Genomic DNA, 20,817 nt, shown 5'->3' with positions numbered 1-20,817 from the left:
ACTTAAGGTAAGTACGTGAAAGCAGTGCTTCAGTGAAGAGCGATTGCGTTGACACGCGCCAGCGCCGAAGATTACGGGCATGACGCAAACCCCCATGCTCGACGCTGTCGCCCTGGCCCACCTGGAGACTTGGCAGGGCAAGAGCGAAACCCTGCACGACAGCATCACGGCCGCGTCGCTGGCTGCGCTGTCGGCCACGCTGGATCGGGATGACCCCGCGCCCGCGCCCGGCACCGCCGTGCCGCCGCTGTGGCACTGGCTGTACTTTCTGCCGCATGCCCGCGCCAGCGAGATCGGGCCCGACGGCCACCCCCGGCGCGGCGGCTTTCTGCCGCCCGTGCCGCTGCCACGACGCATGTGGGCGGGCGGGCGCCTGCACTGGGACGTCGGCAACCCGCTGCAGGTGGGGCAGGAGGTGCAGCGCCAATCGACCATCGAGTCCGTCAAGCACAAGGCCGGCCGCACGGGCGAGCTGCTGTTCGTGCTGGTCGAGCACCGATTTTCCAACGCCAATGGCCTGGCGCTGACCGAAGAGCACGACATCGTTTACCGCTCTGCCGCGCAGCCGGGCGAGGCCGCGCCCGCGCCGCAAAAGTCGCCGCTGGCAGGCCAGGCTGCCTGGTCGCGCGCCATCGTGCCCGATGATGTGCTGCTGTTTCGCTACTCGGCGCTCACCTTCAACGGCCACCGCATCCACTACGACCGCAAGTACGTCACCGAGGTCGAGGGCTACCCCGGCCTGATCGTGCATGGCCCGCTGATCGCCACGCTGCTGCTGGACCTGCTGCGCCGCCAACTGCCGCAGGCGCAGGTGACGCGCTTTGAATTCCGCGCCGTGCGGCCCACGTTCGACCTGCACCCGTTCAGCGTGCACGGCAGGCCCAGCCCCGACGGCAAGACCGTGGAGCTGTGGGCCCAGGACCACGAGGGCTGGCTGACCATGCAGGGCCAGGCCACGTTGGCCTGATTACTCCTTTATCAATAGCTGTCAGCGCTTGATGGACGGGCGCTAGAGGCATAAAACACTTCAAAACCATCATGATCCAGCACACCAGCTCCGACAACCACCACGAGATCCGCGACGCCATCCGCGCGCTGTGCGCCGAGTTCCCCGACGAGTACTTCCGCAAGATCGACGAGCAGCGCGCCTACCCCGCCGAGTTCGTCGATGCGCTGACAAAGGCAGGCTGGATGGCGGCGCTGATCCCGCACGAATACGGCGGCTCCGGCCTGGGGCTGACCGAGGCCAGCGTGATCATGGAGGAGATCAACCGCTGTGGCGGCAACTCGGGCGCCTGCCACGGCCAGATGTACAACATGGGCACGCTGCTGCGCCATGGTTCGACGGCGCAGAAGGAAAAGTACCTGCCGAAGATTGCATCCGGCGAATGGCGCCTGCAATCGATGGGCGTGACCGAGCCCAGCACCGGCACCGACACCACCAAGATCAAGACCACGGCGGTGAAAAAAGACGGCCGCTACGTCATCAACGGGCAAAAGGTCTGGATCAGCCGCATCCAGCACAGCGACTGGATGATTCTGCTGGCGCGCACCACGCCGCTGGCCGAGGTGACGAAGAAGAGCGAGGGCATGTCGATCTTCATGGTGGATCTGCGCGAAGCCGAGAAGAGCGGCATGACGGTGCGCCCGATTCTCAACATGGTCAACCACGAGACCAACGAGCTGTTCTTCGAAAACCTGGAGATCCCCGAGGAGAACCTGATCGGCCAGGAGGGCAAGGGCTTCAAGTACATCCTGGACGGCCTGAACGCCGAGCGCACGCTGATCGCCGCCGAGTGCATCGGCGACGGCTACTGGTTCCTCGACCGCGTGACGAACTACGTGCGCGACCGCCAGGTGTTCGGCCGGCCCATCGGCCAGAACCAGGGCGTGCAGTTCCCCATCGCCGACGCCTTCATCGAGGTCGAGGCCGCCAACCTGATGCGCTGGAAGGCCTGCGAGCTGTTCGACGCGCACCAGAGCATGGGGGCGCAAGCCAACATGGCCAAGTACCTGGCGGCCAAGGCCAGCTGGGAGGCGGCCAACGCCTGCCTGCAGTTCCACGGCGGCTTCGGTTTTGCCTGCGAGTACGACGTGGAGCGCAAGTTCCGTGAGACGCGCCTGTACCAGGTGGCGCCGATCTCCACCAACCTGATCTATTCCTACGTGGCCGAGCACATCCTGGGCCTGCCGCGATCGTTCTGACGGCTTTCACTCCCTCTCCCGCTGGCGGGAGAGGGCAGGGGTGAGGGTGACTACCAGCGTCCGCGCCAGGCTCCACCCCCTCACCCCTGCCCTCTCCCCCAAGGGGGCGAGGGAGAAACAGCCCGCCCTGTTTTGATATTGCACGGGAGCCCTTCATGACCCGCCCCCTCGACGGCATCACCGTCATCTCCCTCGAACACGCCGTCGCCGCGCCCTTTGCCACGCGCCAGCTCGCCGACCTGGGCGCGCGCGTGATCAAGGTCGAGCGCCCCGGCAGCGGCGACTTCGCGCGCGGCTACGACCAGCGTGTGCACGGCCAGTCGTCGCACTTCACCTGGCTCAACCGCAACAAGGAGAGCCTGGCGCTGGACGTGAAACAACCCCAGGCAAAAGAGGCGCTGTTGCAGCTATTGAAGACGGCCGACGTGCTGGTGCAGAACCTGGCGCCCGGCGCCGCGGCGCGCATGGGGCTGTCCTACGCGGCCCTGAAAGAACACAACCCAAAGCTGATCGTCTGCGACATCAGCGGCTATGGCGCCGACGGCCCGTACCGCGACAAGAAGGCCTACGACCTGTTGATCCAGAGCGAGGCCGGCTTCCTGTCCGTCACCGGCACGCCGGACACGCCAGCCAAGTCCGGCATCTCGGTGGCCGACATCGCCGCCGGCATGTACGCCTATACCAACATCCTCTCGGCCCTGCTGCTGCGCGGCAAGACGGGGGAGGGCAGCCAGATCGATGTCTCCATGCTGGAAGCCATGGGCGAGTGGATGGGCTACCCGCTGTACTACGCGTTTGAAGGCGCGCCACCGCCGCCGCGCACCGGCGCATCGCACGCCAGCATCTACCCCTACGGGCCGTTCCAGGCAGGCGACGGTGGCACGGTGATGCTGGGCCTGCAGAACGAGCGCGAATGGCAGGCGTTCTGCGACGGCGTCCTCCAACGCCCCGAGGTCGCAGCCGACCCACGCTTCTGCTCCAACGCCCTGCGCAACCAGCACCGCGCCGAGTTGCAGGCACTGATCCTGGAAACCTTTGCGCGGCTCACCGCCGCCCAGGTGGTGGAGCGCCTGGACGCCGCGTCAATAGCCAACGCCCGCGTGAACGACATGGCGGATCTGTGGGCGCACCCGCAACTCAAGGCGCGCGGGCGCTGGCGCAGCGTGGGCACGCCCGCCGGCGCGGTGCCGGCCCTGTTGCCGCCGGGCGTGAACAGCGCCTTCGACTACCGCATGGAGGCCGTGCCCGCCGTGGGCCAGCACAACGCCGCCATCCTGGCCGAGCTGGGATGGTCGGCGGAGCAGATCAGCGCTCTGCAGACACAGCAGGCCATTTGATGGTGTAGACACTGAGCGACTTGACTCGCGTCACCTCCCCTCCCGGAGCTAGAGCGAGTGAAGGCGCCAGCCCCGCCAAACCCACCAACGGCCAAGGTACGCGCGGCCACTGCGCGTCCTGGACGAGGATCAGCCCAATCACCCTGAAAAACAAAAGCCTTGCAAATCATTGATTTGCAAGGCTTTTTTACTCTTGGCGGAGAGGGTGGGATTCGAACCCACGGTAGGGTTGCCCCTACGCCTGATTTCGAGTCAGGTACATTCGACCACTCTGCCACCTCTCCGCGACTCGAACCGGCGATTGTAGCGGTGATTTCAGGCGCTCAAGCGCTCCAAGCCGCCCATGTAAGGGCGCAGCACCTCGGGAACAGTGATCGACCCATCGGCCTGCTGGTTGTTTTCCATCACCGCCACCAGCGCGCGGCCGACGGCGACACCCGAGCCGTTCAGGGTGTGCACGAGCTCGTTCTTGCCCTGTGCGTTCTTGAAGCGCGCCTGCATGCGCCGCGCCTGGAAGGCTTCGCAGTTGCTCACCGAGCTGATCTCGCGGTAGGTGTTTTGCGCCGGCAGCCACACTTCCAGGTCATAGGTCTTGGCGGCGCCGAAGCCCATGTCGCCGGTGCTCAGGCTCACCACGCGATACGGCAGACCGAGCTTTTGCAGTATGGCTTCGGCGTGCCGAGTCATCTGCTCCAGCACCTCGTAGCTCTTTTCAGGGTGCGCGATCTGCACCATTTCAACCTTGTCAAACTGGTGCTGGCGGATCATGCCGCGCGTGTCGCGCCCGTAGCTACCCGCTTCCGAGCGAAAGCACGGCGTGTGCGCGGTCAGGCGTATCGGCAAGTCGGATTCAGGCACCACCACATCGCGCATGAAGTTGGTCAGCGGCACTTCGGCCGTGGGGATGAGGTAGAGCTGGGCATGGTCCGGAACGGGTTCGGCATCTTGTCCGCCCTTTTGCGCGGCAAACAGGTCAGCCTCGAATTTGGGCAGCTGACCGGTACCGCGCAGGGTGTCGGCGTTGACGATGTAGGGCACGTAACACTCGGTGTAGCCGTGCTCGGCGGTGTGCACGTCCAGCATGAACTGGGCCAGCGCCCGGTGCAGCCGGGCCATGCCGCCCTTCATCACGGCAAAACGCGCGCCGGTGAGCTTGGTGGCAAGGTCAAAGTCCAGCCCCAGCGCGGCACCCAGATCGACATGGTCTTTCACCGCGAAGTCAAAGCTGCGCGGCGTGCCCCAGCGGCGCACCTCGATATTGGCCGATTCGTCCGCACCCACGGGCACACTCGCGTGCGGCAAGTTGGGCACGGCGGCGAGCATGGCCGAGAGCTCGCCCTGGATCTGCTCCAGGCGTGCGGCTGAACGCTCCAGCTCCCCCTTGAGCGCGGAGACCTCGGCCTTGGCCGCCTCGGCAGCGTCTTTGTCGCCCTTGCCCATGAGCTGGCCGACCTGCTTGGAGAGGCGGTTGCGCGTCGATTGCAGCTCTTCGGTGCGGGTCTGGATGGCCTTGCGCTCAGCCTCCAGGGTCTCGAAGGCGGTGACGTTGAGCCAGGGTTGGGGGGTTTTGCGGCTTTGCAAACGCGCAACGACCGACGCCAAGTCTTTGCGCAGCATAAGAATGTCAAGCATAGTGTGCGATTTTAGGCGGCAGATGCCCGCCGGCAGAGGCAGGGGGATGCAGCGATGTTCTTCGTCTTCGGCCCCACGGGGCGCGTACTCAGAGGCGATGCAGAGGCCGTGGCGCAGGTCGGCGGCCCGCGGCGCGTCGGACGCCCGCAGGCCCTGCGCACACGCTCGCAGGATGGCCAGGCCTTCGAGCCGCCCGATGCGCTCGCCCAGCGCGGGCAGCCACGCGAGCCGTTGCCGGCCCGCTCTGCCCCCATCGCCGCCTACGAGCAGACCGCGCGCGGCCCGGCACAGCCGCGCCAGCCGCTCAAGCTGGTCGGCGAAGTGATGACGCAGGGCGCGATCACCGTGGCGCCGCAGACGCGCGTGAACGATGCCTGGCAGGCCATGGCGCAGCACCGGGTGGCGCAGGCGCCAGTGGTGGACGACAAGAATCAGGTGATAGGCCTGCTGATGCGCGCCGACATGGCGCCGCTGGATCTGCTGCCCGAGCCCGGCGCCATTCAGCAGGCGATCGCCCTGGCGCGCCGGCCGGTCTCGGAGGTGATGGTCAGCCCCGTGGCCACCGTCTCCGCCGATACTGATCTGAGACGCGTGGCACAGGTGTTCCTCGATACCGGCCTGCCGGCGCTGCCGGTGACCGACGAGGACGGCCGCTGCAGCGGCTTCATCTCGCGCACCGACATCCTGCGCGCGATGGTGGCCGACCCGCCGCTGGATCTCTGGAGCTGAGAGCGCCCGCGCGGCCCGGTCAAACCACACCGCGCGGCGGCACGCTGCCGTAGGGCGAATGGCGGCTTGCGTTCTCGTCCACCTCCAGCCGCCGCCCGGCAAACGGGAATGCGCGCTGCGGGCAGTTCGCCCGCTCGCAGACCTTGCAACCCATGCCAATCGGCGTCGCGGCGCCGGGATCGTTCAAATCCAGCCCTTTGGCGTAGACGAGGCGCGGCGCGTGGCGCAAGTCGCACCCAAGGCCGATGGAAAACATCTGCCGTGGCGCGCCCCAGCCGCCCTGCTGATTGCCCACGGTGCGCGCGATCCACAGGTAGCTGCGCCCATCGGGCATGCGCGCCAGCTGCGCCAGGATGCGCCCCGGCTGGGCAAACGCCTCGTACACATTCCACAGCGGGCAGGTGCCGCCGGTGCGGCTGAAGTGAAAGTGCGTGGCCGACTGGCGCTTGGAGATGTTGCCCGCGCGATCCACGCGCACGAAGAAGAACGGCACGCCCGGCGCGCCCGGGCGCTGCAGCGTCGAGAGGCGATGGCAGACGGTTTCAAATCCCACGCCAAAGCGCTGGCCGAGCAGATCGATGTCGTAGCGCAGCGATTCGGCAGCGGCCAGAAAGCGTGCGTAGGGCAGCAGCAGCGCACCGGCAAAGTAGTTCGCCAGGCCCACGCGCGCGAGCTGGCGCGCGGCGCCATCGTGCGCCAGCATGGGCGCGGCGATGAGCGGCTGCAAGAGCGCGTCGCACTCGAGCAGCGCCAGCTGCGTGGCCAGCTGGAACGCCTGCTGCGCGGGCGCAAGGCTCGCGGCCACGCTGAGCGTGCGCGCCGCACTGTCATAGCAGCGCTTGCCGTCGGCCTCGTCGCTGCTGCGCACGAGCCGCACGCCGTGGCGCGCGCGCAGCCGCTCGGCCAGCCATGCGAGCAGCGGCGCGCCGCTCGCGTCGGCCTCGGCCGCCTGCGCCTCGGCGGTGCGATCCACCGCATCAAAGTAGTTCTGATTGGAAAAAAAGAAATCGCGCACCAGCTCGAACGGCATGGCCTGCGGCGGGGCGTAGACGCTGCGATCACCCCCCAGGTGCGCCGCCATCACCTCGACCTGCGCCTGCGTGGCTTGCTGGCGCCGGTGCAGCGCGAGGATGGCGCGGCTGAGCTGCGGCATCTGCGCGGCGGCGTGCTCCAACTCGGGCTCGGGCACGTCGCCGTCCACGCCCGCGAGCGCCGCGCGCAGGTCGGTCGCCAGGCGCGCCTTGCCATCGCCCGCGAACTGCGCCGCATCCACACCGTACACCGCCTGCAACTGGCGCAGCACCGCAGCGCTGAGCGGGCGCTGGTCTTTTTCAAGCTGGTTGAAGTAGCTGGGCGAAAGCCCCAGCGCCTGCGCCATGGCCGCCTGCGTGAGGCCGTGGCGCGCGCGCAGGCTGCGCAGCCGCACGCCGATGTAGGGTTTGCTCATGGCGAGGGTCTCCTGGGCGTTTTGTTCGCAATCTTCGCGATTTTTGCATGAGGTCTTTGCAGAGATTGGCCTTGCTTCACCTGTTCAAACCGAAACGGCAGCCCTATCGTGCGAAGTATTGCAACACCACGCGGCGCCTTCCGTGCCACGTTCGATGATCAAAGGAGACCCTGCCATGACCACCCCCGTGCAAACCCCGACCGCCCCGCCCAAGAAATCCGTTGCGCTCTCTGGCGTGGCCGCGGGCAACACCGCGCTGTGCAGCGTCGGGCGCACCGGCAACGACCTGCACTACCGCGGCTACGACATCCTCGATATCGCCGAAGTGTGCGAGTTCGAGGAAATCGCCCACCTGCTGGTGCATGGCAAGCTGCCTGACCGCGCCGAGCTCGTGAACTACAAGGCACGCCTGAAGGCGCTGCGCGGCCTGCCGATGAGCGTGCGCGAGGTGCTTGAAAAGCTCCCGGCCAACGCCAATCCGATGGACGTGATGCGTACCGGCGTTTCCACGCTGGGCTGCGTGCTGCCCGAAAAGGACGACCAGAGCCTGGCCGGCGGCCGCGAGATCGCCGACCGGCTGCTCGCCTCGCTCGGCTCCATGCTCTTGTACTGGTACCACTGGAGCACGCAGGGCAAGCGCATCGAAGTGGAGACCGATGACGATTCCATTGGCGGGCACTTTCTGCACCTGCTGCACGGCAAGGCACCCTCGCACAGCTGGGTGCATGCGATGCATACGTCGCTGAACCTCTACGCCGAGCATGAGTTCAACGCCTCCACCTTCACCGCGCGGGTGATCGCCGGTACCGGCAGCGACATGTATTCGTGCGTCGCGGGCGCCATCGGCGCGCTGCGCGGGCCCAGGCACGGCGGCGCCAACGAAGTCTCCTACGCAATTCAGCACCGCTATGAAACGCCGGCCGACGCCGAAGCCGACATCCGCCGGCGCGTGGAGGCCAAGGAAAAGATCATCGGCTTTGGCCACCCCGTCTACACCGTGAGCGATCCGCGCAACGTCGTGATCAAGCGCGTGGCCAAGCGCCTGTCCGAGGAAGCCGGAACCACCCGCATGTACGACATCGCCGCGCGCATCGAAACGGTGATGTGGGACGCCAAGCACATGTTCCCCAACCTCGACTGGTTCAGCGCCGTGAGCTACGCCATGATGCGAGTGCCCACCGCCATGTTCACGCCGCTGTTCGTCGTCTCGCGCTGCGCCGGCTGGGCCGCGCACGTGATCGAGCAGCGCCAGGACGGCAAGATCATTCGCCCCAGCGCCCACTACATGGGGCCGGAAGATCAACAATTCATACCAATCAAGGAGAGATAAACACATGCCTTTGCACGACTGCCCCTACAGTTTTCATGAATTGGCAAACGACGTCCTGCCCGGACTGATGACCAAGCTGCGTGAACAAATGGAGCAACCGTGCAACGCCTCGACTGCGTTGAACGATCCGGAGGCCATCCCGGACGTACGTGGAGCATATGTATGGCTGATGAAAGGCAAGCCCATCTACGTTGGAATTGCCAACAAGCTTCGTCGGCGCATCAAAGACCATCTTCGCCCCGACCCGTCCCGCGCCAATCTGGCGGCACGCATGGCTGCTCGCCAACTTGGTGTCGCCATCTCCACAGTCAAACGTCACCAAGGATTTGCAGACGCATTTACGGACGCGCAAGCCATGTTGGCACAAGCGCAACTGGCATTTGTCGAAATTCCCAACCCTCTGGTACTTTATTTTTTTGAACCTTACTGCGCAATGGAATTGGACACGAGCGAATTCAACCGTTTCGACACGCTGCAAATTCTCTCGCCTCGCAGTGGTTCTCATTCCCTTTCGAAGTGAACAACATGTCTTCCCTCATCTCCAACATCCGCCCCGACTACGACCAGGTCATCCAGGACATCGTTGACTACGCCCTGGGCTACGAAATCACGTCCGGCCTGGCGATCGAAACCGCCCGCCACATCCTCATCGACACCCTGGGCTGCGGGCTGGAAGCGCTCTCCTACCCGGCGGCCTGCAAGCTTCTCGGCCCCGTGGTCAAGGGCACGGTGGTGCCCCATGGCGCGCGCGTGCCGGGCACGCAATTCCAGCTCGACCCGGTGCAGGCGGCGTTCAACATCGGCACGCTCATCCGCTGGCTGGACTTCAACGACACCTGGCTGGCGGCCGAATGGGGCCACCCCAGCGACAACCTGGGCGCCATCCTGGCCGTGGCCGACTGGCTGAGCCGCAACGCCGTGGCCGCGGGCAAGCCGCCGCTCACGATGAATGAGGTGCTGCATGGCATCGTCAAGGCGCATGAGATCCAGGGCGTGATCGCGCTGGAAAACTCCTTCAACCAGGTGGGGCTGGACCACGTGCTGCTGGTCAAGGTGGCCTCCACCGCCGTGGTCAGCCGCCTGCTGGGTCTCACCCGGGACGAAGCGCTGGCCGCCGTCTCGCTCGCCTGGGTGGACGGGCAAAGCCTGCGCACCTACCGCCACGCGCCCAACGCCGGCAGCCGCAAGAGCTGGGCCGCGGGCGACGCCACCAGCCGCGCGGTGCGCCTGGCGCTGATGGCGCAAACCGGCGAGATGGGCTACCCCAGCGCGCTCACCGCCAGGACCTGGGGCTTCTACGACGTGCTGTTCAAGGGCCAGCCGTTCAAGTTCCAGCGCTCCTACGGCAGCTACGTGAGCGAGAACGTGCTGTTCAAGATCAGCTTCCCGGCCGAATTCCACAGCCAGACCGCGGTGGAGGCGGCCGTGACGCTGCACCAGCAGTTGAAAGACGCGGGCAAGAGCATCGACGACATCGAGCGGATCACCATCCGCACGCACGAGGCCTGCATCCGCATCATCGACAAGCAGGGGCCTTTGAACAACCCGGCCGCGCGAGACCATTGCATTCAGTACATGGTGGCGGTGGCGCTGATCAAAGGCAACCTGACAGCACTTGACTACGAAGACGCCGCCGCGGCCGACCCGCGCATCGACGCGCTGCGTGCGCGCATCCAGTGCGAGGAAGACCCGCAATACACGCGCGACTACCACGACCCGGACAAGCGCAGCATCGCCAATGCACTGACCGTGCAGTTCAAGGACGGCAGCCACCTGCCCGAGGTGGCGGTGCAGTACCCGATCGGCCACCAGCGCCGCCGCGCCGAAGGTATTCCACTACTGGAAGCGAAGTTCCGCACCAACCTGGCGCGGCGCTTTCCGCAAAAACAGCAGGACGCCATCCTTGCCGCGTCGCAGAACACGCGCACGCTGGCGGCGATGCCGGTGCACGAATACGTTGATCTGTACGTGATCTGACGCCATGACCAGCACCAAGCAGACACTCAAGGCACTGATCGCGCAGCGTCGCGGCACCCTCGTGCCCGGCGCATTCAACGCGCTGTCGGCCAGGGTCATTGAAGACCTGGGCTTTGAAGCCATCTACGTGACCGGCGCGGGCGTGACCAACATGCACTTCGGCCTGCCCGACCAGGGCTTCATGGGCCTCGCTGATATTGCCGAGCACACCGCGCGCATCCGTGATGCGGTGGCGCTGCCCTTGCTCGTCGATGCCGACACCGGCTTTGGCAACGCGCTGAACGTGCGCCACACGGTGCGCGTGCTGGAGCGCGCCGGGGCGGACTGCATCCAGTTCGAAGACCAGGTGGCGCCCAAGCGCTGCGGCCACTTCAGCGGCAAGCAGGTGATCGCCGATGACGAGGCCGTGGCCAAGATCAAGGCGGCGGTCGATGCGCGCACCGACCCCGACCTGCTCATCATGGCGCGCACCGACGCGGCGGCGACACTCGGTTTTGACGCCGCGATAGCGCGCGCCCAGCGCTTTGCCGAGGCGGGCGCCGACCTGCTTTTTGTTGAGGCGCTCACCAGCGCCGAGCAGCTGAGCGCGCTGCCCAAGCGCCTTGGGGCGCCGCTGCTGGCGAACATGGTGATCGGCGGGCGCACACCCATCCTGGGCGCGCCCGAGCTCTCCCAACTCGGCTACGCCCTCGTGCTCTACGCCAACGCGGCGCTGCAGGGCGCGGTGATGGGCATGCAAAAGGCGCTCACCGCGCTGCGCGACGGCAAGGAGTTGCTGGAGACAAGCGGCCTGGTCACGCCGTTTGCCGAGCGCCAGCGCCTGGTGGGCAAGCCCGCGTGGGATGCGCTGGAAAAGCGCTACACCTGAGCCTGCGCCCCGGCGGGCGCTTCAGGCGGCGTGCGCGACGCCAGCACCTTGTCGATGGTCTTGCCGTCCATGTCCACGATCTCCAGCCGCCAGCCTTCCCAAAACACCACGTCGGTCTCGGCGGGCAGCTTGCCGGTGAGCAGCATCAGCATGCCGCTCAGCGTCTGGTAACGGCCCTTGTCCTCCTCGGGCACGCTCGCCAGGCCCAGGCAGTCCTTGAGCTCGGGCACGGGAATGTGGCCGTCGAGCAGCCAGGAGCCATCGGCGCGCTGCACTGCCCAGGCGTCGCCCGGGTCGTGCGTCTTGAATTCGCCGGTGATCGCCTCTACCAGGTCCTGCACGGTGACGATGCCCTGCACCTCGCCGTACTCATCGACGACAAAGGCCATGTGCACACCCGAGCGGCGAAAGTCGTGCAGCAGCTCCATGCCATCTATGGTTTCGGGCACGTACAGCGGCGGGTGCAGCAGCTCGGCATCGAGCACCTGCGCGGCCGGCTCGCGCAGCACGCGGGCGAGCCACTGGCGCGCGCGCACCACGCCCAGGATGTTTTCCATGCCGCCGCGCACCACCGGAAAGTGCGCATGGCTGGAGCGCTCGATCTTGGCGAGGTTGTGCTCGAACGGCGCCTCGACATCCAGGAACACCACGTCGGCGCGCGGCACCATCAGCGAGCCGATCTGGCGCTCGTCGAGGCGAAAGACGTTGCGCACCATCTGGTGCTCGTCGCGCTCGATCACGCCGGCGCTCGTGCCCTCGGCCAGCATGGCGTGGATTTCGTCCTCGGTCACCGTCTCGCGGCCTTCGTGCACGCCCAGCAGGCGCAGCAGTCCTTCGGTGGACGCCGTGAGCAGCCGCACGAAAGGCCGCGTGGCACGTGCCAGACCGTTGATGGGACGGGCGACGATGCGCGCCAGCTGCTCCGGGTAGCTCTGGCCCAGGCGCTTGGGCACGAGCTCGCCGACGACGATGGAAAAATAGGTGATGACGACCACCGCGATGCCGAGCGCGACGTAGCCCGCGGTCTTCTCCTGCATGCCCGCCTGCATCAGCCATGCCGCGACCGGCTGCGCCAGCGCCGATTCACCGACGATGCCGTTGAGCACGCCAATCGACGTGATGCCGATCTGGATGGTGGAGAGAAAGCGCGTCGGGTTCTCGCCCAGCTTGGCGGCGGCGATCGCGCCCGCGTCGCCCTCGTCGATCAGTTTTTGCAGCCGCGCGCGGCGAGCGGAAACCAGCGCCAACTCGGACATGGCGAAGACCCCGTTGAGCAGGATCAGCGCAAAAAGAATTGCAATTTCAACCATGGGACCAGAGCGCGAAGGACAGCCCTGATTGTGCTTTCAATGGGTGCGACGCCAATTTTTCAGATGAATATGCCGTTGGCGCTTGATACATAAGCGTCAGTAGCTATGATTTTTATAAAATAGAACTCGCCTGCCCGCGCACGTGCAGGGCCGAGCGCTGCGGCGGCTCGTCGCCGTCCAGCTTGAGCCCCTTGGGCAGCGGAAAGCGCATGTCCTCCGTCACGCCGTCCATGGTGCGCACGGCCACGCCGCTGATCTCGTGGATGCGCGCGATCACCTCCTGCACCAGCACCTCAGGTGCCGACGCGCCCGCTGTCAGGCCTATGGTGGTTACGCCTTCAAACCATTGGGGCTGCAGCTCGTGTGCGCCATCGATCATGTGCGCCGGCGTGCCCATGCGCCGGGCCAGCTCCAGCAGGCGGTTGCTGTTGGAACTCGTCTGACTGCCGACGACGATGATCATCTGCACTTGGCGTGTCAGCATCTTCACCGCATCCTGGCGGTTCTGCGTGGCGTAGCAGATGTCTTGTTGCTTGGGTTCACGCACGGCGGGAAAGCGCGCGCGGATCGCGGCGGTGATCTCGCGCGCATCGTCGACCGAGAGCGTGGTCTGCGTCACCAGCGCGAGCTTCTCGGTCTGGCGCGGCGCGATGGTTGCCACATCGGCCAGGTCCTGCACCAGGTAGATGCCCTCCTGAAGCTGCCCCATCGTGCCTTCCACCTCGGGGTGGCCGGCGTGGCCGATCATGATGAATTCATAGCCTTCCCTGGCCAGTTTGGCGACTTCCACATGCACCTTGGTGACCAGCGGGCAGGTGGCGTCATACACCTGGAGCCCGCGTGCCACGGCTTCTTCCTGCAGTGCGCGGCTCACGCCGTGGGCCGAGAAGATGACGATGGAACCTTTGGGGATGCCGTCCAGCTCCTCGACAAAGATCGCGCCCTTGGCCTTGAGGTCATTGACCACGTAGGTGTTGTGCACGATCTCATGGCGCACGTAGATCGGCGCGCCGAACTTGACCAGCGCACGCTCGACGATCTCGATCGCGCGATCGACGCCGGCACAAAACCCGCGCGGCTGCGCCAGGACGACTTCCTTGGGTAGGTTCACGCTCATAGCACCCCGATGATCTGCACCTCGAAGGTGACTGGTTGGCCCGCGAGCGGGTGATTGAAATCCATGCGCAGCGCGCCATCGCCGCGCACCTGCAGCACGGCACCGGCGTAGGTGCCCATGCCGTCGGGCGTGGCAAACTCGACCACCTCGCCGACGTGGTACTCATCCTGCGGGTCGCCCATTTCGTCCAGCAGCTTTTTCGCCACCCATTGCTGCATTTGCGGGTTGCGCTCGCCGAAGGCCTCGCCCGCGGGCAGTTCGAACTTCGCGCGCGCACCTTCCGCGAGGCCGATGAGGCGAGCCTCCAGCGCCGGCGAGAGCTCGCCCGTGCCGACCGACAAGGTGGCAGGCTTGCCCCCGAACGTGTTGATGACGTCCCCTGCCGGGCCAGCTAGGCGGTAGTGCAGCGTCAGAAAAGAGCCCTGCTCGACCTGGGCGGTGGCAGTGGCGGCGGCGGGTTCGGTCATGGCAAGCGCTCTGGATAAACTGCTGCATTTTATGGAAGGTGTTCAAGACCCTATGCGGGTCGCGTTTGTGAGATATGGGGCTGACACGTAGGCACGCTGCGAAGGTCGGGCTTCCAGCCCGAAGCCGAGCAGCGCAACACCCGTGCCGGCCCCATATCTCGCAAACCCTTCGGGCCATCGGCTTTTCGGGCGCATCGCGGCGTTGCACGCCTTGCTCAGGCCACCAGCCTGATCTGCGCCGTGCGCCTTGCGCTGCCTCCCGAGAAGCCGCGGCGCGACCTGCGTAGGGTCTTGAACACCTTCCAAAATACGGGCAAACCCCTACCACCATGCCGCTCAAAGACCTGCCTCCCGAAAGCCAGCCGCGCGAAAAGCTGCTGGCGCGCGGCCCCGCAGCGCTCTCGGATGCCGAGCTGCTGGCGCTGCTGCTGCGCACCGGCATCCAGGGCAAGGGCGTGCTGCAACTGGCGCAGGAGCTGCTGGCTGCGCCCGCGCGCGACGGCAAGGCCACGGGCCCTGGCGGCTTTGGCGGCATCGCCGGCCTGCTGAACGCCAGCAGCGACGATTTGAAGCGCATCAAGGGCCTGGGCCCGGCCAAGCGCGCCGAGCTGCTGGCAGTGCTGGAGCTCGCCCGCCGGGCGCTGGCTCAGCAACTGCGCCAGCGCCCGGCCGTCGACACGCCGCAGGCGGTGCGCGAGTATGTGCAACTTCAGCTGGGCGCGCAGCCGCACGAGGTCTTCGCGCTGCTGCTGCTCGACAGCCAGCACCGGCTGATCGCGCTCGAAGAGCTGTTTCGCGGCACGCTCACGCAGACCGCCGTCTACCCGCGCGAAGTGGTGCTGCGCGCGCTGCACCACCAGGCGGCCGCGGTGGTGCTGGCGCACAACCACCCCAGCGGCAACGTAGAGCCCAGCCGCGCCGACGAGCTGCTGACGCAGACGCTCAAGAGCGCGCTGGCGCTGATCGATGTGCGCGTGCTGGACCACATCATCGTGGCGCCGGGCGCGTCGCTCTCGATGGCCGAGCGCGGACTGATCTGAAGCCATGCGCGCCTGGGCAAGCCTGGCCCTGCTGCTGAGCGGCTGCACGCTGCCACTCACGCCGCCCGCGCCACAACCGGCGCAGGCGCCCTGGCTGCGCCTGATCGGCAGCGCGGAGCTGCCTGCCGCCACCGAGTTCGGCGGCAGCACCGTCGGCGGCCTGTCGGGCATCGATTACAGCCCGGAGCAGGACGAGTACCTGTTGATCAGCGACGACCGCGGCAACGACGGCCCGGCGCGCGTCTACAGCGCGCGCATCCGCTACGACGCCGGCCAGCTGCAGACGCCGCAATTCACCGCCGTCCATCACCCGCGCCACGCCAGCGGCGAGCCCTTCGCGCCCTGGTGGCGCCCCGAAGCCGGCATGGACCGGCCGGACGCCGAAGCCGTGCGCTGGCTCCCCGGCGGCACGCAGTACCTGTGGAGCAGCGAAGGCGATTTTTCGCGCGACTTCGGCCCGCAACTGCGGGTCAACGCGCTGCAGGGCGACTTCATCCGCGCCATCGCGCTGCCCACCGGCATGCAGCCGCAAAAAGGTGAGCACGGGCCGCGCGGCAACGGCACGCTGGAGGGTCTTGCGCTCACGCCGAACGGCTGCTGCGCATGGCTTGCCATGGAGCTGCCGCTGAAGCAGGACGGGGAGCAAGCCACGCCCGACGACGCCGGCGCGCCGGTGCGCATGACCCAGATCGAACTGGCCAGCGGCCGGGTGCTGCGCCAGATCGCCTACCAGCCCGAGCCCGTGCCCTACCGCCGCATGCTGCCCGGCCCGCAGCTCAACGGCGTCAGCGAGATCCTGATGGAAGGCCGTCACCACCTGCTGGTGCTGGAGCGCTCCTACAGCGCCGGCCGCGGTTTTGGCGCGCGGCTGTACCGCATCGACACGCGCACCGGCAGCGACACGCAGGCACTCGATGCCTTGACCCCCGCCAACCACCAGACCGCACCCAAGCAGCTGATCGGCGACCTGGCGGCGCTCGGCATCCGGCTGGACAACATCGAGGGCATGAGCTGGGGCCCGCGCCTGCCCGATGGCGGCTGCGTGCTGCTGTTCGTGGCCGACGACAACTTCAACCCGGCCGAAATCACGCAATTCATCGCCGCGCGGTATCTGGAGCCGCCCGGGGGCGAAGGCCGCTGCCCCGCGAGCGCGCCATGAGAGAACCCGCCGCACGCTCCTTCGCCGAGCTGGCACTGCTGCGCCGCCGGCTGCGCGCCCTGCAGGAACAGGAGCTGGCGCGCCAGCAGGCCGAACGCGAAGCGCGCGAGCGCGCCTGGGCCGAGCAGCACCTGTTTGAAAGCACCGTGGGGGCCGTGGTGCCGCTCAGGAACGAGGCCCGCCACTGGAGCACACCGCCGCAGCCCGCACCGCACCCGGTGCAGCGCGCGCGCGACGAGCAACAGGTGCTGGCCGAGTCCCTCAGCGACGAGTTCGACATCAGCACGCTGCTGGATGTGGACGATCAGCTGAGCTTTCGCCGCCCCGGCATAGGCCTGGATGTGACGCGCAAGCTGCGCGCGGGCCACTGGAGCATCCAGCGCCAGCTGGACCTGCACGGCCTGCGCCAGGGCGAGGCGCGCGAAGCGCTCGCGCAGTTCATCCGCCTGGCGCGGCGCACCGGCCTGCGCTGCGTGCGCATCATCCACGGCAAGGGTCTGGGCTCGCCTGGCAAGACGCCGGTGCTCAAGGGCCGTGTGCAGGCCTGGCTGGTGCAAAAGCGCGAGGTGCTGGCCTTTGTGCAGGCCAAACCGGCCGATGGCGGCGCTGGCGCCCTGGTGGTGCTGCTGCAGCCGGGGGGGCGGTAATGGGCTGGCTAGGCCGTCTCGCGGCACTCAAGCTCTGGGCACGGCGTCTGCGGCTGGAGGTGGTGGCCATCTACTTTGCGGCACGTGATCCGCGCACGCCGCGCAGCCTGCGCTGGCTGGCGCTGCTGGTCGCGGCCTACGCCCTGAGCCCGATCGATCTGATTCCGGATTTCATCCCCGTGCTGGGCTGGCTCGACGAGCTGGTGCTGGTGCCGCTCGGCATCTGGCTCATCATGCGCTGGCTGCCGCCCGAGGTGTTGCAAACCGCGCGCCTCAAGGCCGAGGCGCTGTGGCGCAAGCCGCGCAGTCTGATGGCGGCGGCGTTCATCGTGCTGCTATGGGCACTGGCGGCGCTGGCAGCAGGCGTGGTGCTGTGGCGCTGGCTTGCCCGCTGAATCGCTTCAAGACTCAGCCTAGAAACGGCAGTTGGATGCGCCCACCAGTGCCACTGGTGGCGTGCCAGGCAAGACGCTAGCGCTTTCACCCAAGCGGTGAACGCGATCGAAGCCAAAAAACTCAGCATTCATGCGGGTTGCCCAACAATGACAAGCGGTCAACTGCCGTTTCTAGGCTCAATGATTGAGGTCTGTCAGGGTTTGTCCTGATGGCGGAATTGCCCCATCAAAACAACAATTGAATTTCAAATTGATTTTTTATTTGAAATTCAATCATGATCGCCTGCACCGCTCTTGGCGGACAGTCCCAGCGACCGGCGGTGGAAGGTTGTTACTTCCCGCGTGATGGATTCGTAGAGGCGCTCCAGCACTTCGAGCTGATCGCGCAGCGCGCCCGCGCCGGCCACAAAGCCGGGCAGCCCCTGCGCCCCCTTGAGCAGCAGCTTTTCGCGCAACCGGGCGTAATCCTCGCAAACCCGCATGCCCTCGGCGGTGCCGGCGTAGAACACCCCCTTGCGCGCGCTGCCGCTCTTGGTGACGAAGCCCAGTTGCATCAGCTTGCGCAAGGCGTACTGCACATTGGGCACATCACCGCGGTTGGTCATCTGCATCAGCTCGCGCACCGTCTTGGGCTGCTCGTGCATGCAGATCACATGGGGGTCGTCTCAGAAAACGGAAATTAAAGCACGCTAAGGCACGACAAGCGTGCGCATATGCTGCTTCACGGACTGAAGGGGCTGTTTTCCTGTTCCCGGTGCGGGCGATCCGGGCGTTGCGCGAAACCGCATAACCCGCTCAGTTAGTACTTGACGTTGAAGTAAGGGCCAAGGTCTATCGTAATGACGCGCGGCGCTCATGGCTTCTCCGGCCGGGAGTTCTCGCGCACCTGACCACACTTTTTTGGAGAAATACCATGACTACCAAACGCAAAGTCGAAGTTTTCAGCGCGGGATGCCCCTCCTGCCAGACCGCCATTGAACTCGTCAATCGCCTCGCATGCGGTTCGTGCGAGGTCTCAATCCTCGATATGAACGACATCAATGTGGCCAAACGCGCCCGTGATCTCGGTGTTCGGTCGGTGCCGGCGGTCGCCATCAACGGCCAGCTGGCTTCGTGCTGCTCCGGCAGCGGCATCGAGGAACAGGCGCTTCGCGCCGCTGGCCTCGGCCAAGCCTAGGCCTCCCCATCGGGCGCGCGCGTGCCTCTCGCTGGAAGCTCGCGATTAATTTCTTAGGCGGAACTCTTGACCATGGTGTTCACTCCAAAGTTTATATTAACACTTACAAATGGAGGACACCATGCACACCATCGGCAAGGTGGCAACGCTAGCCGGAGTCAGCACCGATACGCTGCGCTACTATGAAAAAGAGCACCTGATCGAACCTGCATCTAGAACCGCTGCGGGCTACCGGCTGTACAACGATGAAGCGGTGCGGCGCATCCGTTTTATCAAAACCGCTCAGCACTGCGGATTCTCGTTGTCGGACATTCAGGAGTTGCTGACGCTGAAGCGAACTGATAGTGCCTGTTGCGAGGATGTGCGCAGCGTGGCCATCGAGAAGAGGCTGCGCATCGCGCGCAAACTACGGGTCTTGCAGGCCATGTCGGCCGCCCTCAATGACTTGATCCAGAGTTGCGAAGGCGGTGCTGCAGCGACCGACGACTGCCCCATTCTGGCTGCGCTGGAAAACAGCTTGCACAGGGTGTCGTGATGACGGTCAAAATTGAAGTCATTGCCGCGCCAGGGTGCAACCGGTGCGCAGCAGCACAGGATGAGCTGCGGACCATCGCGACTTCTACATGCTGAACGCGTATTTCTTTGTCATTCCGGCGCTGGCGATCTAGAGCCGGTGCCGTATCCCACTTCACGGAGAATCAACATGATGCATGGTGCTGTACCGCATGCCCTTGAGCATCAAGAGCGAGAGCGCCTGCTTCGAATGCTCTCAGCCGCGACCTTTATCATCTTTTTCCAGGCGTACATGGTCGCGCCGATCATACCTTCACTCTCGAGCGCCTTCGGCACCTCGGTGCAAACGGCCGGTCTGGTGGTTCCGGCCTACTTGATTCCGTATGGCATCGCGACCTTAATCTTTGGCCTCCTGGCGGATCGGCTTGGCGTCCAACGCGTCATGTTCGCCTCGCTGGCAGCGTTCGCAGTGCTCACAGCGTTGACGGCGAGCGCGACGACCATCGCACAAATCACGCTGTGGCGAGTTGTCACGGGCCTTGGCGCCAGTGGTGTCGTACCACTCGCACTCGTCCTCGTCGGCAAGCTGTTCCCCTATGAACAACGAGGCCGCCCGCTGGGCTGGCTGTTTGGCGCCATGGCTGGCGGGATGGCCTTCGGCTCGCCATTGGGCGTGATGCTGGTGCCGTTCATCGGCTGGCGAGGACTGTTCCTGATGGTGGGAGTGGCTGGAGGCGTTGTCCTACTATTGTTCCTGCCCTATCGTCGCATGATTGCCGCTGCGATGCAGCCAGTGGGCGGTACGTTCGGCGAGCTGTTTCGCGGCTACGCGAACCTGCTCGGCACCCCGAGGGGACAGCGCACCTACGCCTATGTGCTGGTCAACTCGATGTTTCATTCCGGCGTCTTCACCTGGCTCGGCGTGTATCTCGAACGGCGCTACGGTCTTGGGCCGGTCGGCATCGGCCTCGCGTTACTTGGATATGGCATCCCCGGACTTCTCTTCGGACCATTGATCGGTCGCGCGGCGGATAAGTGGGGGAGAGCCAGGTTGCTGCCCATCGGGCTAGGACTTAGCACTCTCGGTGCCGCAGCTTTACTGTGGGACTTCCCTTTGATTCTCGCACCCATCGTAGCGATGGTGTTGTCCCTTGGCTACGACATGACGCAGCCGCTATTTGCGGGCATTGTTACTTCACTCGGAGGCAAGCGACCAGGGCAAGCCATGGGTTTGAACGTATTCGCTCTGTTCGTTGGCTTTGGTTTGGGCAGCCTCATCTTCGGCGAGATGCTTCGCTTCGGCTTCGGGGCAGCGCTGGGGACATTCGCTGCGGTCGAGCTGATGGCTGCGCTGTTCGCCCTCCGATTGTTCCGTTCAGAGCGTCGCGCCAGCGCAAAAGGATAGTCCCCGCCAGGCCCCTAAGGGGACGAACTAAACGAACAACCGTCATTTTGAGCTATACCCTA

The 20,817-nt window shown here is 65.8% G+C and carries 21 protein-coding genes and 1 tRNA gene; 15 read left to right on the top strand and 7 right to left on the bottom strand.

The window, feature by feature from the left end:
- The first annotated feature begins 79 nt into the window (after window positions 1–79).
- From ABS45_RS02615 to ABS45_RS02605, 3 genes are all read left to right on the top strand, one after another.
- The gene (locus ABS45_RS02615; protein WP_291552655.1) at window positions 80–967 is read left to right on the top strand and encodes a MaoC family dehydratase N-terminal domain-containing protein; all 888 of its coding nucleotides are present in this window, start codon (window positions 80–82) and stop codon (window positions 965–967) included.
- A 71-nt stretch (window positions 968–1,038) separates the two neighbouring features.
- Window positions 1,039–2,205 (top strand): acyl-CoA dehydrogenase family protein, encoded by a 1,167-nt coding sequence (locus ABS45_RS02610; protein WP_291552654.1) that lies wholly within the window; start codon window positions 1,039–1,041, stop codon window positions 2,203–2,205.
- Between the two features lie 155 nt (window positions 2,206–2,360).
- Window positions 2,361–3,542, top strand: a complete 1,182-nt coding sequence (locus ABS45_RS02605) for a CaiB/BaiF CoA-transferase family protein (RefSeq protein ID WP_291552652.1) — start codon at window positions 2,361–2,363, stop codon at window positions 3,540–3,542.
- A 194-nt stretch (window positions 3,543–3,736) separates the two neighbouring features.
- Here the strand turns inward: ABS45_RS02605 and ABS45_RS02600 are convergent.
- A tRNA-Ser gene (locus tag ABS45_RS02600) sits at window positions 3,737–3,826 on the bottom strand.
- A gap of 31 nt (window positions 3,827–3,857) precedes the next feature.
- Window positions 3,858–5,174, bottom strand: a complete 1,317-nt coding sequence (serS, locus tag ABS45_RS02595; RefSeq protein ID WP_291552651.1) for a serine--tRNA ligase — start codon at window positions 5,172–5,174, stop codon at window positions 3,858–3,860.
- 54 nt (window positions 5,175–5,228) lie between these two features.
- On the opposite strand from serS, the gene ABS45_RS02590 reads away from it, so the two are divergent.
- Entirely contained in the window at window positions 5,229–5,903 is a 675-nt protein-coding gene (locus tag ABS45_RS02590; RefSeq protein WP_291552649.1) for a CBS domain-containing protein, read from the top strand.
- A 19-nt stretch (window positions 5,904–5,922) separates the two neighbouring features.
- Here ABS45_RS02590 and ABS45_RS02585 read toward each other — a convergent pair whose 3' ends face one another.
- Window positions 5,923–7,350 (bottom strand): short-chain fatty acyl-CoA regulator family protein, encoded by a 1,428-nt coding sequence (locus tag ABS45_RS02585; RefSeq protein ID WP_291552647.1) that lies wholly within the window; start codon window positions 7,348–7,350, stop codon window positions 5,923–5,925.
- A gap of 175 nt (window positions 7,351–7,525) precedes the next feature.
- Here ABS45_RS02585 and prpC point away from each other — a divergent pair, with 175 nt between their 5' ends.
- Genes prpC through ABS45_RS02565 form a run of 4 tightly spaced genes read left to right on the top strand, consistent with a single transcriptional unit; the run spans window position 7,526 to window position 11,525 of the window.
- Window positions 7,526–8,680 carry a 2-methylcitrate synthase gene (prpC, locus tag ABS45_RS02580; protein ID WP_291552645.1) on the top strand — a complete coding sequence of 385 codons (1,155 nt, stop codon included), beginning with the start codon at window positions 7,526–7,528 and terminating at the stop codon, window positions 8,678–8,680.
- 4 nt (window positions 8,681–8,684) lie between these two features.
- Window positions 8,685–9,200, top strand: coding sequence for a GIY-YIG nuclease family protein (locus tag ABS45_RS02575; protein ID WP_291552644.1), 516 nt, complete (start codon window positions 8,685–8,687; stop codon window positions 9,198–9,200).
- 5 nt (window positions 9,201–9,205) lie between these two features.
- Window positions 9,206–10,657, top strand: a complete 1,452-nt coding sequence (locus ABS45_RS02570) for a bifunctional 2-methylcitrate dehydratase/aconitate hydratase (protein ID WP_291552642.1) — start codon at window positions 9,206–9,208, stop codon at window positions 10,655–10,657.
- A gap of 4 nt (window positions 10,658–10,661) precedes the next feature.
- Window positions 10,662–11,525, top strand: a complete 864-nt coding sequence (locus tag ABS45_RS02565) for an isocitrate lyase/PEP mutase family protein (RefSeq protein WP_291552641.1) — start codon at window positions 10,662–10,664, stop codon at window positions 11,523–11,525.
- On the opposite strand, the gene ABS45_RS02560 is transcribed toward ABS45_RS02565, so the two are convergent.
- The 3 genes from ABS45_RS02560 to ABS45_RS02550 form a co-directional block, all read right to left on the bottom strand.
- Window positions 11,516–12,835, bottom strand: a complete 1,320-nt coding sequence (locus ABS45_RS02560; RefSeq protein ID WP_291552639.1) for a hemolysin family protein — start codon at window positions 12,833–12,835, stop codon at window positions 11,516–11,518. The two genes, ABS45_RS02565 and ABS45_RS02560, sit on opposite strands and share 10 nt — an antisense overlap.
- A gap of 112 nt (window positions 12,836–12,947) precedes the next feature.
- Window positions 12,948–13,946 (bottom strand): 4-hydroxy-3-methylbut-2-enyl diphosphate reductase, encoded by a 999-nt coding sequence (gene ispH / locus ABS45_RS02555; protein ID WP_291552864.1) that lies wholly within the window; start codon window positions 13,944–13,946, stop codon window positions 12,948–12,950.
- Window positions 13,947–13,948: 2 nt separating this feature from the next.
- Window positions 13,949–14,419, bottom strand: coding sequence for an FKBP-type peptidyl-prolyl cis-trans isomerase (locus ABS45_RS02550; protein WP_291552637.1), 471 nt, complete (start codon window positions 14,417–14,419; stop codon window positions 13,949–13,951).
- 329 nt (window positions 14,420–14,748) lie between these two features.
- On the opposite strand from ABS45_RS02550, the gene radC reads away from it, so the two are divergent.
- The 4 genes from radC to ABS45_RS02530 are packed head-to-tail and all read left to right on the top strand — an operon-like array spanning window position 14,749 to window position 17,660.
- Window positions 14,749–15,459, top strand: a complete 711-nt coding sequence (gene radC / locus ABS45_RS02545; RefSeq protein WP_291552636.1) for a DNA repair protein RadC — start codon at window positions 14,749–14,751, stop codon at window positions 15,457–15,459.
- A gap of 4 nt (window positions 15,460–15,463) precedes the next feature.
- On the top strand, window positions 15,464–16,618 hold the full coding sequence (locus ABS45_RS02540; RefSeq protein ID WP_291552635.1) for an esterase-like activity of phytase family protein: 1,155 nt from the start codon (window positions 15,464–15,466) through the stop codon (window positions 16,616–16,618).
- Complete coding sequence (locus ABS45_RS02535) at window positions 16,615–17,265, top strand: Smr/MutS family protein (RefSeq protein ID WP_291552634.1); 651 nt, start codon at window positions 16,615–16,617, stop codon at window positions 17,263–17,265. The genes ABS45_RS02540 and ABS45_RS02535 overlap by 4 nt, the downstream gene beginning before the upstream one ends.
- Complete coding sequence (locus tag ABS45_RS02530; protein WP_291552632.1) at window positions 17,265–17,660, top strand: DUF1232 domain-containing protein; 396 nt, start codon at window positions 17,265–17,267, stop codon at window positions 17,658–17,660. Before ABS45_RS02535 ends, ABS45_RS02530 begins: the two co-directional genes overlap by 1 nt.
- 269 nt (window positions 17,661–17,929) lie before the next feature.
- On the opposite strand, the gene ABS45_RS02525 is transcribed toward ABS45_RS02530, so the two are convergent.
- On the bottom strand, window positions 17,930–18,304 hold the full coding sequence (locus ABS45_RS02525) for a winged helix DNA-binding protein (protein WP_291552631.1): 375 nt from the start codon (window positions 18,302–18,304) through the stop codon (window positions 17,930–17,932).
- A 269-nt stretch (window positions 18,305–18,573) separates the two neighbouring features.
- On the opposite strand from ABS45_RS02525, the gene ABS45_RS02520 reads away from it, so the two are divergent.
- From ABS45_RS02520 to ABS45_RS02510, 3 genes are all read left to right on the top strand, one after another.
- Window positions 18,574–18,837 (top strand): thioredoxin family protein, encoded by a 264-nt coding sequence (locus ABS45_RS02520; protein WP_291552628.1) that lies wholly within the window; start codon window positions 18,574–18,576, stop codon window positions 18,835–18,837.
- A gap of 121 nt (window positions 18,838–18,958) precedes the next feature.
- Window positions 18,959–19,372: a heavy metal-responsive transcriptional regulator gene (locus ABS45_RS02515; RefSeq protein WP_291552626.1), complete on the top strand. Its 414-nt coding sequence runs from the start codon at window positions 18,959–18,961 to the stop codon at window positions 19,370–19,372.
- Window positions 19,373–19,540: 168 nt separating this feature from the next.
- A complete protein-coding gene (locus ABS45_RS02510; RefSeq protein ID WP_291552624.1) occupies window positions 19,541–20,755 on the top strand; it encodes an MFS transporter in 1,215 nt (404 codons plus the stop codon).
- Window positions 20,756–20,817: the final 62 nt, after the last annotated feature.

It is taken from the genome of Comamonas sp. SCN 65-56 (assembly GCF_001724135.1).
GTDB lineage: Bacteria > Pseudomonadota > Gammaproteobacteria > Burkholderiales > Burkholderiaceae_C > Comamonas_C.
Note: the sequence above shows the minus strand (reverse complement) of the source record. Positions and strands in the feature narration are given on the sequence as shown.

Bases quoted from the DNA above. Each gene is read 5' to 3' on its own strand.
- prpC (WP_291552645.1), top strand. From the start codon at position 7,526: ATGACCACCCCCGTGCAAACCCCGACCGCCCCGCCCAAGAAATCCGTT.
- ABS45_RS02535 (WP_291552634.1), top strand. From the start codon at position 16,615: ATGAGAGAACCCGCCGCACGCTCCTTCGCCGAGCTGGCACTGCTGCGC.
- ABS45_RS02605 (WP_291552652.1), top strand. From the start codon at position 2,361: ATGACCCGCCCCCTCGACGGCATCACCGTCATCTCCCTCGAACACGCC.
- ABS45_RS02575 (WP_291552644.1), top strand. From the start codon at position 8,685: ATGCCTTTGCACGACTGCCCCTACAGTTTTCATGAATTGGCAAACGAC.
- ABS45_RS02560 (WP_291552639.1), bottom strand. From the start codon at position 12,835: ATGGTTGAAATTGCAATTCTTTTTGCGCTGATCCTGCTCAACGGGGTC.
- ABS45_RS02540 (WP_291552635.1), top strand. From the start codon at position 15,464: ATGCGCGCCTGGGCAAGCCTGGCCCTGCTGCTGAGCGGCTGCACGCTG.
- serS (WP_291552651.1), bottom strand. From the start codon at position 5,174: ATGCTTGACATTCTTATGCTGCGCAAAGACTTGGCGTCGGTCGTTGCG.
- radC (WP_291552636.1), top strand. From the start codon at position 14,749: ATGCCGCTCAAAGACCTGCCTCCCGAAAGCCAGCCGCGCGAAAAGCTG.
- ABS45_RS02585 (WP_291552647.1), bottom strand. From the start codon at position 7,350: ATGAGCAAACCCTACATCGGCGTGCGGCTGCGCAGCCTGCGCGCGCGC.
- ABS45_RS02515 (WP_291552626.1), top strand. From the start codon at position 18,959: ATGCACACCATCGGCAAGGTGGCAACGCTAGCCGGAGTCAGCACCGAT.
- ABS45_RS02550 (WP_291552637.1), bottom strand. From the start codon at position 14,419: ATGACCGAACCCGCCGCCGCCACTGCCACCGCCCAGGTCGAGCAGGGC.
- ABS45_RS02525 (WP_291552631.1), bottom strand. From the start codon at position 18,304: ATGCACGAGCAGCCCAAGACGGTGCGCGAGCTGATGCAGATGACCAAC.
- ABS45_RS02610 (WP_291552654.1), top strand. From the start codon at position 1,039: ATGATCCAGCACACCAGCTCCGACAACCACCACGAGATCCGCGACGCC.
- ABS45_RS02520 (WP_291552628.1), top strand. From the start codon at position 18,574: ATGACTACCAAACGCAAAGTCGAAGTTTTCAGCGCGGGATGCCCCTCC.
- ABS45_RS02565 (WP_291552641.1), top strand. From the start codon at position 10,662: ATGACCAGCACCAAGCAGACACTCAAGGCACTGATCGCGCAGCGTCGC.
- ABS45_RS02615 (WP_291552655.1), top strand. From the start codon at position 80: ATGACGCAAACCCCCATGCTCGACGCTGTCGCCCTGGCCCACCTGGAG.
- ABS45_RS02530 (WP_291552632.1), top strand. From the start codon at position 17,265: ATGGGCTGGCTAGGCCGTCTCGCGGCACTCAAGCTCTGGGCACGGCGT.
- ABS45_RS02570 (WP_291552642.1), top strand. From the start codon at position 9,206: ATGTCTTCCCTCATCTCCAACATCCGCCCCGACTACGACCAGGTCATC.
- ABS45_RS02590 (WP_291552649.1), top strand. From the start codon at position 5,229: ATGTTCTTCGTCTTCGGCCCCACGGGGCGCGTACTCAGAGGCGATGCA.
- ABS45_RS02510 (WP_291552624.1), top strand. From the start codon at position 19,541: ATGATGCATGGTGCTGTACCGCATGCCCTTGAGCATCAAGAGCGAGAG.